Annotated in this window: 9 protein-coding genes; 7 read left to right on the top strand and 2 right to left on the bottom strand. The window is 56.2% G+C overall.

The genetic code is table 11. The features are described from left to right. The first annotated feature begins 24 nt into the window (after positions 1-24). Positions 25-1,917, top strand: a complete 1,893-nt coding sequence (locus tag CLV84_RS20280) for a DUF4139 domain-containing protein (protein WP_104421672.1) — start codon at positions 25-27, stop codon at positions 1,915-1,917. A gap of 55 nt (positions 1,918-1,972) precedes the next feature. Further along, entirely contained in the window at positions 1,973-3,064 is a 1,092-nt protein-coding gene (locus CLV84_RS20275; protein ID WP_245911570.1) for an AAA family ATPase, read from the top strand. Here CLV84_RS20275 and CLV84_RS20270 read toward each other — a convergent pair. Continuing rightward, a complete protein-coding gene (locus CLV84_RS20270) occupies positions 3,056-4,324 on the bottom strand; it encodes a peptidoglycan DD-metalloendopeptidase family protein (protein ID WP_146088886.1) in 1,269 nt (422 codons plus the stop codon). The genes CLV84_RS20275 and CLV84_RS20270 overlap by 9 nt on opposite strands. Positions 4,325-4,474: 150 nt before the next feature. After that, complete coding sequence (locus CLV84_RS20265) at positions 4,475-5,944, bottom strand: hypothetical protein (protein WP_104421670.1); 1,470 nt, start codon at positions 5,942-5,944, stop codon at positions 4,475-4,477. A gap of 214 nt (positions 5,945-6,158) precedes the next feature. On the opposite strand from CLV84_RS20265, the gene serC reads away from it, so the two are divergent. From serC to CLV84_RS20240, 5 genes are all read left to right on the top strand, one after another. Next, positions 6,159-7,217 carry a 3-phosphoserine/phosphohydroxythreonine transaminase gene (serC, locus tag CLV84_RS20260; protein WP_104421669.1) on the top strand — a complete coding sequence of 353 codons (1,059 nt, stop codon included), beginning with the start codon at positions 6,159-6,161 and terminating at the stop codon, positions 7,215-7,217. 190 nt (positions 7,218-7,407) lie between these two features. After that, the gene (locus CLV84_RS20255; protein WP_104421668.1) at positions 7,408-7,617 is read left to right on the top strand and encodes a hypothetical protein; all 210 of its coding nucleotides are present in this window, start codon (positions 7,408-7,410) and stop codon (positions 7,615-7,617) included. Between the two features lie 121 nt (positions 7,618-7,738). Further along, positions 7,739-8,377 (top strand): HAD family hydrolase, encoded by a 639-nt coding sequence (locus CLV84_RS20250; protein WP_104421667.1) that lies wholly within the window; start codon positions 7,739-7,741, stop codon positions 8,375-8,377. Between the two features lie 114 nt (positions 8,378-8,491). Beyond that, on the top strand, positions 8,492-10,228 hold the full coding sequence (locus tag CLV84_RS20245) for a T9SS type A sorting domain-containing protein (protein ID WP_104421666.1): 1,737 nt from the start codon (positions 8,492-8,494) through the stop codon (positions 10,226-10,228). Positions 10,229-10,318: 90 nt separating this feature from the next. After that, positions 10,319-13,195 (top strand): TonB-dependent receptor, encoded by a 2,877-nt coding sequence (locus tag CLV84_RS20240; protein WP_245911569.1) that lies wholly within the window; start codon positions 10,319-10,321, stop codon positions 13,193-13,195. Positions 13,196-13,210: the final 15 nt, after the last annotated feature.

The following is a 13,210-nucleotide window of genomic DNA, read 5'->3' as shown; positions in this document are numbered from 1 at the left end:
CATCCAGGAAGAAACGACCCCGGCATGCACCCTACACTTTCACTTTTACTTTGCTCCTTTTTCGCCCTTTCTTTTTCAGTCCTCGGCCAGGCGGACGTGCGACTGGCATCCACCATTGACGAGGTTACCGTCTACCGCGAGGGAGCCCAGGTCAGTCGGTCCGCCCCCCTGAACCTGGCACCCGGCCGTCAGACCATCGTACTCACCGGCATTACGGAATCCCTGGTGGAAAAAAGCATCCAGGTGGCCGTGGCGAACGAATCGTTGTTAATCCTCGGCGTACGCCATCGCTTGCACTTCGCCGATGCACCCGCTCTCGCACACGAAGCCCTACCCTTGACCGCGGAGCGGGAGACGTTGGCTTCCCGCGAGCGAGCGCTGCGTACCCGAATTGGTATCGGAGAAGAGGAAGAGGCCATTCTGCAGGCTAACCGCAAGCTGAGCGGTGATAACACGGGCGTGGGGGCGGCGGAACTGGAGGCCGGCGTTCGCTACCACCGGGAACGAATTACCACCATTCGGATGGAGCGGCTGGAACTGATGGATAGTCTGCGGCTGGTGGCTGACCGCCAGAAATTACTCGCCCAACGCTTGTCCGAACTAACCCTTGATTCTGTCCCGTCGGCAACCAGCGAGATCGTCGTGGAGGTCGATGCGCGGTCGGGAATAACGGATAGCATCCGCTTCACCTACCTCGTAGCCGAGGCGGGGTGGGAACCGGCCTACGATTTACGCCTCACCGAGCTCGATCGAACCCTCCAACTAGGCTACCGCGCCCGGGTGCATCAGCGAACGGGAGAAGACTGGCGGGAAGTCCGCCTGAGGCTATCGACCAGCGACCCGGGGCGAACAGCGCAAATCCCCGAACTGAAGACCTGGCGGTTGGCGACAAATCTACATCCACCGGTTTACCACGCTCCGGATCCCGGCTTTACGGTCACCCAGGCCCGACGGATTCACGGTGTTGTAAGCGATCGCTACGGAAGCGCGTTAGTTGGAGCTACCGTGATCGTTGCGGGAACTGACTTGGGAACGGTTACCGATATCGATGGCCGTTTCACCTTGCAGTTGCCTTCCGGCGCGGATTTGCTTCGGGTCACCTATCTCGGATATACGGATCGTATGGTACCCGTCACCGATTCGTATCTCACCATCACCTTGGACGAGGCGCAAAATTCGCTGGAGGAGGTAGTCGTAGCCGGTTACGGCGGCCGCCGTAACGGTCTATCCGAACCTGCATCGGGCACTAGTAACCTTCCTGATAAGCCCGTACCCCCCCAACTGCCCATCACCGTCGAGCGGCAAGCCACGAATCTTCAGTTTCAAATCGACCTTCCGTATACGATCGTGTCCGGTGAAGCCGCCCGTTTGGTCAGTATACAGGACTTCGACGTACCCGCTACTTACCGCCATTTCGCGGTCCCCAAGGTAGACGAGCGGGTTTTCCTGTCTGCCATCGTGCGAGACTGGGAGCAATATGACTTGTTGTCCGGTGAAGTGCAGCTCTTCGTAGCGGGTACCTACCTGGGCACCTCCCAACTGGACGCGACCCAAACCGCCGACAGCCTGGTGTTTTCCCTGGGACCCGACCCCGCAGTCGTGATTCATCGTACGGCGGCCGAGCGCTACAGTCGCGAGGTAGGCTTACTCGGTGGAAAGCGGGTTGTTTGGCGCGGTTGGGAGGTCGCCGTCCGCAACACTAAGAGGATGCCCGTCGATCTCACGATTATCGATCAGGTGCCCGTCTCCGCCGAGGGAACTATTGACGTGGAGACGGAACTACCGGCGGGAGCAAACTACGATCCCCAAACCGGTCAGGTTGAGTGGAGAACCGTTTTGTCTTCGGGTTCGGAGTGGCAAACGGAATTCGGCTATCGGGTAAGGTATTCGGGTAGTGGTTCGGTTTACCTGGAATAGCAGGTAACCCGGCGTGGGGCAGCGTAACTTCGCGACTTAACCCTAAACCAGCGCCGTGAGTATCGATCGCCTTTATATAGCCGCCACTTCCCAACACGTCGGCAAGACCACCTGCACCCTCGGGCTTATGGCGGCCATCCAGCAGCGCGGAAAGCGGGTAAGCTACTGTAAGCCGGTAGGGCAGGAGTGGGTAGAGATGGGAGGACTCCAGGTAGACAAGGATGCCTTGCTATTCGCCCGCGGAATGGAATTTGATCTTAAGGCGGAATTGCACAGTCCCGTCATAATCGGTAGAGGGGTAACCGCCAGGTACCTGGATCATCCTGCCGATTTCGATTTCCGGACCGCCATCACCAAGGCCAGTCGAAAGCTGCAGGCGCGGAACGAATTCGTGATTTACGAAGGCACCGGCCACCCGGGGGTGGGAAGTGTGTGTGACGTCAGCAATGCCCAGGTCGCTCAGTTACTGAACGCGCCGGTAGTGATGATCGTGGAAGGGGGGATCGGCAGCACCATCGACCGGCTGAATATGAACCTCGCGATGTTCAGAGAGCGCCGCGTACCCGTGCGGGGCGTCATTGTCAACAAGACGCGGCCGGCCAAGCTGGAAAAGGTGCGGAAGTACGTCGGCATGTACCTGGAAAAAAAGGGGATCCCACTGCTCGGCGTTTTGCCTTTCGAAAAGGTGCTCGCCAACCCGATCATGGCATCCGTTCGGCACAGTATAAAGGGGCGCACCCTGCTTAACCGGGAAGGACTCGACAACCAGGTGGAAAACATCGCCAGCGGAAGCTTACTCGCCCAGGAAGAAGTGGAAAATCTGAAAAACCTGCTGGTTATCGTAAGTCATCGCCGACTCAACGAAGCCCTGTCTGCCCTACAAAGCATCCTACAAGACCGTTCGCTCCCGGGCACGACGATCTCCGGAGTGGTAGTGACCGGATTATCGGACGAAGAAGCCGACCTTCCACACAGCGAGTTTCTGACCGCGCATAATATTCCGGTAGTGGCCTGCTCACTGGACACCTACGGGGCCGCGGTACGGATCAGTCAAATGGAGGTGAAGATCAACTTGAAAACACCCTGGAAAATCCGGCGGGCGGTGGAGTTGATCGAGGAACACATCGACCTGGATCTGCTACTTTGAGACGGGCGGTACCGGCGCCTCTACTGGTTCGCCGACGCTGTTGAGCTGAGCGAGGTAGGTATCCCGCAGCTCGAAAAATTCCGGCAGGTATTCATCCGGCATCGGCTCGGCATCCTGGAAGTCCATGCGGGTGTGATCCACCTGACGGCCATTGTCCCAGAAGCGGAAACAGACATGTGGTCCGGTAGCCAACCCGGTGGAACCGACGTACCCAATTACATCACCCTGGCTGACGCGCTTACCAACGACCATGCCGGGAGCCCGTTTCTGCATGTGGAGGTATTGGGTGGCGTACCGTTTGTCGTGGCGAATTTTGACGTAGATACCGTTGCCGCCGGTACGGCCCGACTTGCTGATAGTTCCATCGGCCACTGCCACGATCGGGGTTCCGTAGGGCGCGGCGTAATCGGTGCCGAGGTGGGGCTTCACCCGGCGCTGGACGGGGTGAAACCGTGTGAGATTGTAACGGCTGCTGATGCGGCTGTAGCGGACGGGGGCCTTGAGGAACAGGGATTTCATGGGCTGTCCGTCCAGTCCGAAGTAGCCCTGCTGGCTGCTGTCCTGGCTTACGAAGTAGAAAGCGTAAATATCCTTACCGCCAGTGCTGTAGCGGGCGGCCTTGACGCGACCGAATCCGGCCTCGGTGCCCGCCACGTATTCCTGCTCGTAGACCAGTTGGAAGGCATCTCCCTTTTGCACGTGGTAAAAGTCGACCGACCATTGCAGGGCGTCCTCCATCTTATCGGTCAGGGCGAAGCTGTGGCCGGAGTCGACCATCGCGTTCCAGAGGGAGCTTTCGATCTTTCCCGCGGCCAGTCCTTCTTCGATACGGATGGGTAGGTCGACGTATTCGTCCTGTCCCGCCCCCTGTAAGTCCAGTTTAAGGTAACGGTATACGCTAGGGGAGTAAATCAGGTAGTCGGGGCCCTCGGTATCCGGGTCGTCGAGCAACTGGTAAGTGAGCCCGGCGCGAAGATTCCGCACGTCGAGCATCTCGTTGAACTTGTTGGATGCGGCGAGTGCGCTCACGGGCTGCATCCCCGTAGCGAGTAGGATATCGCTAAGGGTCTGTCCGTACTGGATGGTATCCATATCCACCGAGAAGGTATCCAGGGCAACGCCGTAGCGCACCGTAGGCTCGATGATGGGGAAGGGTTTGAGCAGCGGTTGCTTACTGGTTTTCGGAGGCGGGGGACTGGCGGCGACGAGACCACCGATAATGGTGCTTCCCAACGCGATACTTACTACCAATGCAATCACTACCGAGAGTAGCTGTCCTTTTGGAACTTGTAGCCCTTTCTTCACTTACGTATATGTTTCTTTCCGAGTCGTCAATCGACTTGCGACAAATATAGAAAGATTCTGCAGACCGGAATATTGTAGCTTTTCCCGATTGCTTGACGAAATAAATCAGGGCGTCCGAACCCGCGTGGATTCCTGGATCCAGCAACCCACCTGATACGTGGAGCCGATTTCAATTCCGCGTTGAAAAACGTCGGCGCGGGAGGGCATATACTGGGTGTAGCGCCCGATCAATTGATTGGCCTTTGCGGCTACCGAAGGGTCGACCGATTTGGCGCGCTGCCACATATCGATTGCCGGCCAGACGACCACCTGGCTGTCGAATCCGGTACCCGGACCGCAGAGGGGGCCACTACTCGCGTACAGGGTTCCGATCAGCATATAGGGTTCGCCATTGCTGGGGTCGGCATCGGCGGCCCGGCGGGCGTAGGCGCGGGACTGGCTAAAATTGCGCAAGTCCCGGTAGTAGATCTTGGCGGCGGTAAGTAGGGCGAGGCTCTTCCGTTCGTTGTCTTCGGTTTCCTGAGCAGCCTGCTCGAAGAGGCGCACGGCCTCCGAGGAATTGTTATTCCGCAGGGCCTCATAGGCTTGACGGATCGTGCTTCCCCCTCCGGAGGTGGTGGCGACTACCTGGCAGTTAGCTTCGTAGGCGGCCTTTACTTTCTGGTATTCCGGCAGGTCCTCGGCACAGTCGGCCCACCGCATCCGGCCGTAGGCGGTCGTGATGGCGTCACACTCCTCGGGATTGGCCTCGAAGTCGGGATAGTATTCATCGATATAGTACTGGCAATCGTAAAACCCCTTTACGGTTTCGAAGTACTGGAGGCTGCTGGGGGCATACGCCTCGATGGCGTTCCAGGCATCACAATCGGCGCCCTGGCACTCCTCCAGACCTTTCGCCAGTCGTGCTTTCAGGGCGGTTACCACCTCTTTGGCTTCGGCGTCGTCGATGTTGTCGCTCTCGTGCTGATCGACAACCAAGCGAGACATGGGGTTGATGACAAAGTACTGGAGTTTCTCGGGGCCGTCCATTTCGATGCTTTCCCGGAAGAGGGAGTAAATCTCCTCATCGGTAGCACTGCCGGCGTAGGTGTAGTAGCTATCGAAACCCTGAATGGCAGCCATATAGCCGTCCGATGGGTAGCATTGCCGGGCCTGCTCGTACAGCATGAGGATGGAATCACCGTATACTTCCCGCTGATCGGGGTTCTCCTGGATGAGGTAGTTATAGAATTCCACGCCGTCGGTGTACACCGTGGGGCGGCGACCATCCGCAGCGGGGCTGACGGCGTATACCTTGCGCCAGGTTTCCATGGCCCGCTCCATTTCCCTCGCTTTAAGCGCGTTGCGGTAGATGACGTAATTCGTTTCCGCGGCATCCGGGTTGGGGGCGTCGCTGAATTTCGGGCAGTCGCTAAGCGTTTCGTCGGCAGTGGCGGACCGATCGGCGGTGGAAGGCTGCTTGGTGGTGGTTTGCGGGGTTTCGCTAACGGCGGGGCCTGCGGTCTTCGGAGAGCAGCCGACTAGAAAGAAGGCTAGGGCGAAGCAGGCGATCAATGGCGTAAAAATTCGGTCCATGTGGAAGGCAAGGTTTATAGTCTCTATAAGGATGCAAAGGCGCCGGATGTTGACGGGTACCGATCGGGCGAGTAATGGAAGTTTCGTTGCTCCCGCGCGCGGCGCCCACCCCTTCACCGGGAAATGGAGCGGCCGGTTAAACCGTAAAACACCCGAACAATTCTATGAATTCCGTGCTAAAGGAACATATTTTCGCCCCCGCAAAACCGCATCCATGAAAAAGATTAATTTTAGTGCCGGACCGGCCATTCTTCCCGCCAGCGTTCTCGAAGAGGCCGCCGATGCCGTACGGGATCTGAACAACAGCGGCCTTTCCATCCTGGAAATCAGCCACCGGTCGAAGGCTTTCTCTCAGGTACTCCTCGAAACGGAGAGTCTGGTCCGGGAGCTCATGGGGGTAGGGGAGGAGTACGCCGTCCTTTTTCTCAGCGGTGGAGCCAGCACCCAATTTTTCTACACGGCCATGAACCTGCTGAACCCAGAAGAGACCGCCGGGTTTCTCGACACCGGGGCCTGGTCGGCCAAGGCGATCAAGGAAACCAAACTCTTTGGTAAAGTCAACGTACTCGCCAGCAGCAAGGAGAGCAACTACGACCACATTCCCCGGTCGTATACGATCCCCGAGGGACTGAAGTACCTGCACGTTACCAGTAACAACACCATCTTCGGTACTCAGATTCACGAGTGGCCGGAGACCTCCACGCCCCTGGTAGCGGACATGTCATCGGACATTTTTTCGCGCCGGATCCCGCTGGAAAAATTTGGCATTATCTACGCCGGCGCTCAGAAAAACCTCGGCCCCGCCGGCGTAACCCTGGTGATCGTGAAAAAGGACCTGCTCGGTACCGTCGAACGGGCTCTGCCTTCGATGCTGGACTACCGCGTCCACATCAAGGGGGCCAGCACCTACAATACCCCGCCCGTTTACCCCATCTACGTGATGATGCTGACGCTGCGTTGGATCAAGGAACAGGGTGGACTCGAGGCCATGGAGAAGCACAACGAGAAAAAAGCGAAGTTGCTTTACGACGAGATCGACCGGAATCCGAAATTCAAAGGCACCGTATCGGACAAAGAAAGCCGCAGCCTGATGAACGTCACCTTCGTATGTACCGACGAAGCGGATACCGAGCGCTTTCAGAAGGAGGCTACCGAAGCCGGATGCGACGGCGTTAAGGGACACCGCAGCGTCGGTGGCTTCCGGGCCAGCATCTATAACTCCATGCCCTACGAAGGCGTGGAGACGCTGGTGAACGTGATGAAAGACTTCTAATAATCAAAACCAGCCAGTGGGGTAAGCTGCTTCTATCCGGTGGCAGCAGCGGGTAAATCCGCAGCAATGGTTGATAAGGGACCCTAAACGTCTTTCGTCGTCGACGGAGCGGATCGTTTCGTCGAAAAAAAGGGTGATTACCGGTCAGACCGTAGCACGGGTGCGTCGAAATGCCTATATTAGTGGTCTAATGACTCGTCCCAAGTTCACCTTACTAACTGTTGTTTTACTGCTCTTCATTGTGAGCGCGGCCTGTTCCGGCTTTTTGGCGGGACGGACCATCAAACTACACGAAGAAGGAAAACTACAGGAGATGCGGCAAGTGAGTGAGCAAATCATCGACGCCCACACCGCTATCGACCGGGCCGTTACCGTCGTTAAACGGGTCATTCTCCGCTAATCCGGCTTTTCATCGCTTCTCCCGTCATTTTTCCGTGACTATTCCACCGGGGTCATCGACTTCCCGCGGATTGAACCGTTAGGGGTGGACCGGCGATTCCCGCAGGCATTAATACTGACTTATGTTAAAAGGACTTTTGTGTGACCTCGACGGTACGCTGGCGGATTCGGAACCCCTGCACTGTACCGCCTGGCTCACCCTGCTTTCGGAAGATTATGGTGTCCAATATGACACCCACTGGTTCGAACAGTGGATCGGGACTAGCGATACCGTAGTGGCCGCTTCCGTGATTGAGGAACACGACTGGGAAATGACCGTGGCGGAACTGATTGATGAAAAGCAGGCCCGCTTTCAGGCGGCAGTGCGCAGGGAAGGATCCGTTTTCGCGGGAGTACCCGAGTTGCTCGAGAAGATCGCCGCCCGCTTCCCACTGGCTATCGCGACCAACAGCGGCCGTTCGGATGCCGACCTCATGATAGCTTCCACCCGGCTGGACCGCTTCACATCCATTAGCGTCACGGCCACCGACGTCGAGCACATGAAACCGGAGCCGGACATCTACTTACTGGCGGCGGAGAAATTAGGCCTTCCGGCCTCTGAGTGTATTGCCATAGAAGACAGCGGCCCCGGTGGGGTAGCGGCCAAAGCGGCGGGCTGTTATTTAATTGGCTTAACGGACAAGGTGACGAACGCCGACGAAATGGTGACCGATAACGCCAAAGCCCTGAAACGGGCCCTGGAACTACTCGAAGCGGGGTAAGGAAGCTTATTGTTCCCTTTACAATAACTTAACCTGATACATATCCTCAGTTCATAGCCAGGTAGGACCTTTGCAGCGTCTTAAAACGCAAGCAAGAAAATCAACCACCTCTTTATGAACGCAAGATTTACCTTCATTTTTCTCCTTGTCTTGGGCTTCGGTTCCGCCCAGGCTCAGGATAATGTAGTCACCATTAACGATCTATCGTTGGTGGGAGCGACTACCTACAACTGGACAAGCGACAACGTATACATGCTCGATGGTCTGGTGTACCTTGAGGAGGAGGGTGTACTGAACATCGAGCCCGGTACGGTCATCCGCGGCATGGAAACCCCGACCACGGGCGACCGGACCAGCGCGCTGATTATCACCCGAGGCGCTTCCATTAAAGCTGCCGGTACCCAGGAAGCTCCAATCATCTTTACCGCTGAAGATGATGATCTCGAGGTAGCCGATGACCTCAGCTATCTGGACGATAAGGGGCTTTGGGGAGGCTTGATCATTCTGGGCAATGCCGAAATCGCCACCACCGGGGGCCAAGTCGGAATAGAAGGCATCGATGCCGACGAGCCCCGTGCACAGTACGGAGGAGGTGATAACCCGGTCAATGATGAAAGCTCGGGAACCCTGACTTACGTCTCCATTCGGCATGGCGGAAGTATCCTTTCCAACAACAATGAAATTAACGGGCTCACCCTTGGTGGGGTAGGCTCGGGAACAACGATCGACTATATAGAAGTCTTTGCCAATCAGGATGACGGCATTGAATTCTTCGGCGGCACTGTTTCCATAAAACACGCTGCGGTAGCCTTCTGTGGTGATGATAGCTTCGACTACGATTTTGGATGGCGTGGAACCGGACAGTACTGGTTTAGCCTGCAAGCCAACGGAGACGATACGGGCCGGGCCGGCGAACACGATGGCGCCTCCCCCGACGGGTTTGCTCCTTTTAGTAAGCCGAATATTGCCAACGCTACCTACGTAGGTATTGGTGAAGAAGGCACTTCAACGGGCACCGGTGATGCAATAGCCAACATTCCTTTCGCCGTGATCTTTCGCGATAACGCCGGTGGAACTTACCAGAACTCCATATTCTACGACTTCAACGGTGCCGCGATCGGTATTGAAGATCTTCCCGATACCGATGTGGACAGCTATGGCCGCCTCCTGGCCGGTGACTTGGTACTCAAGAACAATTATTTCTATGGCTTCGGCCGCGGGGAGGGTGATGCCCAGGGAACTGCCGAAGCGATCTTCCTCGCTGTGGGTAGTGATGAGATGATCAACACGACATCCTCCGCCCAGGTGGTCACCAACTTTGCTGAGAATGGCAATGTCATTGCGGATCCCGAATTCAACAGCGACGATCGTAGCGAAGACGGTGAGATGTTTGACCTCCGTCCGAACTTGTTCGGCGCCGCCGCGACCGGTGCTCCGGCACCCGACACCACGGTGCTTGACTCGGTCGGCTACTACGGTGCTTTCGCTCCCGGAAACGGTTCGGATAATATGGCATGGCTAGCCGGATGGACGGCTCTCGACCAGGCAAATGCTTATGGGGAAGTGACTGGCGTAGGGTCCGTTTCCGCGGCCACCTTCAGCCTTAGCGCTCCGGTGCCAAACCCCGCGAATGCCTCCGTGCGCATGGAATTCGAAATGAACAGAGCTCAGGACGCTACCATGACGATCATCGACCTGCTGGGTCGGCCGATCTTCCGGCGCACTGCCTTCTACACGGCAGGCGAACAGTCGGAGACCTTTAACGTCAGCCATTTAGCCAACGGAACTTACTTCGTCATTATGGACGTAGCCGGTAGCCGTCTGGTACAGAAGCTGAGCGTGAAGCGGTAATCTCCGCGAAAGACTACTTATATGGGATGGCGGTTCCCTTAGCTGGAATCGCCATCCCGATTTTCTAGTGCAAATTTCAATTTAATCAGTATGCTTTACCGAATGCTATTCGGCACGGTCCTTCTCTTGAGCAGCCTCCAAATGGTAGCACAAAAGGGGGCTATCGCGGGAACGGTTTATGATCCCGACGGCTTTCCCATGTTGGGCGCCAACGTCGTTATTCAAGGTACCTCACAGGGTGCACAGACGGATTTTATTGAAGGTAAGTACCAATTCCAAGTGGACGCCGGTACCTACACGCTCGTTGCCTCTTACGTAGGCTTCGGCGAACAAATTCTGGAGGATGTCACCGTCCTTCCCAACGAAACCACCATCCTTGATATCACCTTCGGTGAGGATACTGGCGTAGAACTTGCGCTCGATGTCACCGTAACCGCCCAAGCGCTGGAGCGAGGCGAAGTCGCCGTACTGAAGCTTCGTGAAAACAGCGATAAGGTTCAGGACATCATTTCGAGCCAGGAAATTCAGCGTCTTGGAGCCGGTACCGCCGCAGCCGCCCTCACAAAAGTTACGGGCACCACGGTAGTCGACGGGAAATACGTTTACGTGCGCGGCTTGGGGGATCGGTATTCGGCGACGACGCTGAACGGTCTCCGCTTACCCAGTATCGATCCGTACCGGAACAGCGCGCAACTTGACCTGATCCCGACGAACCTGCTGGACAACATCGTTGCCAACAAAACTTTCACTCCCGATCTACCCGGTGACTTTACCGGTGGAAGCGTAAATATAAAATTGAAGGCCCTGCCGGAGCGCTTTACGTTCGGCGTTAGTGTATCCACGGCCTATAATGCGCAGTCAAACCTCCGCGATGACTTTCTGACTTTCAACGCCGGTGACCGCGCGGGATTAGGGTACAATGACGGTACCCTGGATCGGCCGGCTATTCTAGACGACCCACGCATTGCTGAGCTGGATATCCTGGCCAGTAGTAGCGCTCGACGCGCTGGAGGAGATGATGCAACCGCCGCTCTCCTCGACCAAACCGCCCGTTCGTTCACCAACGGCTTCGGTTTGCAGCAAATGAATACGCCGTTGGATTACAGCATCAGTGCCAATATCGGTAACCAGTTCAATCTGGGTAACATGCCGGTCGGGGCCTTTGCCAGCCTGAGTTACAGTCGGGATTACAGCCAGTATACCAACGGTGTTCGGGCGAACTACATCAACCCCATGACCGGGGCCGACCTGCAGGAAGAATTCAACCTACGCGACAACCAAAGTGTCGAAGCTCCAAAAATCGGCGGGATGCTTGGTCTGAGCTTCCGCCCCTCATCAGCCAGTACGATCAATCTTTACGGCATCTATAGCCACCAGGCTTTTATCGAAGGGCGTTCGCTGGTCGGAGCCAACAACGACTTCGGACTCGGAGGTACGGAAGACAACTACTTCGCTTCCCAAACCAACTCCTTCCTGAGCCGGGACCTACGTAATTACGTTGTCGAAGGACAGCACGTCATCAAAGGCCTAGGAAATACCAAGATCGAATGGGCGGGTAATTACGTTGATTCCGAGCAGAACGAGCCCGATCTTCGCTTCCTTGCGTACACCGTGAATGGCGGCTTTCCCCAGATTAACCCCGCCCAGCTGATTCTGCCCAGTCACTTTTACCGGGACTTGTCGGACGATAGCTACCAGGGTAAAGTGGATATCACGATACCGTTCCTCCAGGCAAAAAGCCGTGGAAACGCCATTAAATTTGGCGGCCTCTACAATACGAAGGACCGTGATTTCAATGAGACGTCCTACGTTTACGAGAACCGTAGCGGACTCAGCTTTGGCGAGGCCAACGGAGATCCCGGTATTTATTTCGGTGATGACAACATCGGGGTCATCGGTGGAGAGCCCGGCCGGAATACTGTCGGACTGTACATTACCGACAACACACAATTATCCAATAGCTACGTAGGTTCCTACGATATCTATGCCGGATACGGAATGGTTACCTACGAAGTATCCCCCAAGTTTAAGGTAATTGGCGGACTTCGCCTCGAGGGTACCAAGATCGATATCGTTAGCGATCTGGCAGCTCTCTCTCTAAACCCCGAGGACTACGAAGCCCACATTGATACACTGGCCCTGCTTCCGGCTCTGAATCTCGTGTACAAACTGCGTGACGGCCAGAATATCCGTGCCAGTTTCAGTCAGACCATCGCCCGACCCAATATGCGGGAGGTAGCGCCTTTCGGTAGCTTCGGCTTTATCGGTGAGCCGCCGGTTTTCGGCAATCCGGACTTGTCCGTGACCAGCATCGATAATTACGATCTTCGGTACGAGATCTTTCCGAATGCGGGAGAAGTTATCGCCATCAGTGCCTTTTACAAGCGATTCCGGGACCCGATCGTCACTACCTTCCGCAACGCCGGCGAACAGCAATTTACCTGGACCAATTCCGAATCGGCCAGTCTGTACGGTTTGGAATTGGAGTTCCGTAAGAGCCTGGCTTTCATCGGCAGTTCGTTCACGAATTTCACCTTCAGTTCCAACCTGAGTTACATTGAGTCCGTGCAAGACATCGACGACAAGGAATACCGGGATGCCTTGGACATCGATCCTGATTTTCCACAAACGCGCCCGTTCAACGGGCAATCGCCATGGATCGTTAATGCGAACCTCGGGTACGCCACCCAGGAAAGCGGTTGGGATGCCTTTGTAAGCTTCAATTATTTCGCCGACCGGCTCACGAGTATCGGTGCGGTAGGCGCCAGCGATATATTCGAAAGGGGCCGCAGCAGCCTGGACATTAATCTCACCAAGAAGATCAATAACATCACGTTCAGTGCTCGCGCCCGTAACGTACTTAATCCCAAGTACGAAACCTTCAGCGACTTTAAGGGAAAGGAGTATCTCTTCAGTAGCTACGAGCGCGGCCGTGAATTCTCCCTCGGTATCAGCTACGGCCTCTAAGTCCACACCAAGACG

Origin of the sequence: Neolewinella xylanilytica, assembly GCF_002934605.1 — a bacterium.
In the GTDB taxonomy this organism is placed as follows: Bacteria; Bacteroidota; Bacteroidia; order Chitinophagales; family Saprospiraceae; genus Neolewinella; species Neolewinella xylanilytica.
The sequence above is the reverse complement of the archived record's forward strand: the minus strand, read 5'-3'. Positions and strand labels throughout refer to the sequence as shown.

What these genes read in the sequence shown, in the direction of transcription:
- CLV84_RS20280 (WP_104421672.1), top strand. Translation starts at nt 25, where the DNA reads ATGCACCCTACACTTTCACTTTTACTTTGCTCCTTTTTCGCCCTTTCT.
- CLV84_RS20265 (WP_104421670.1), bottom strand. Translation starts at nt 5,944, where the DNA reads ATGGACCGAATTTTTACGCCATTGATCGCCTGCTTCGCCCTAGCCTTC.
- serC (WP_104421669.1), top strand. Translation starts at nt 6,159, where the DNA reads ATGAAAAAGATTAATTTTAGTGCCGGACCGGCCATTCTTCCCGCCAGC.
- CLV84_RS20255 (WP_104421668.1), top strand. Translation starts at nt 7,408, where the DNA reads ATGACTCGTCCCAAGTTCACCTTACTAACTGTTGTTTTACTGCTCTTC.
- CLV84_RS20250 (WP_104421667.1), top strand. Translation starts at nt 7,739, where the DNA reads ATGTTAAAAGGACTTTTGTGTGACCTCGACGGTACGCTGGCGGATTCG.
- CLV84_RS20245 (WP_104421666.1), top strand. Translation starts at nt 8,492, where the DNA reads ATGAACGCAAGATTTACCTTCATTTTTCTCCTTGTCTTGGGCTTCGGT.
- CLV84_RS20240 (WP_245911569.1), top strand. Translation starts at nt 10,319, where the DNA reads ATGCTTTACCGAATGCTATTCGGCACGGTCCTTCTCTTGAGCAGCCTC.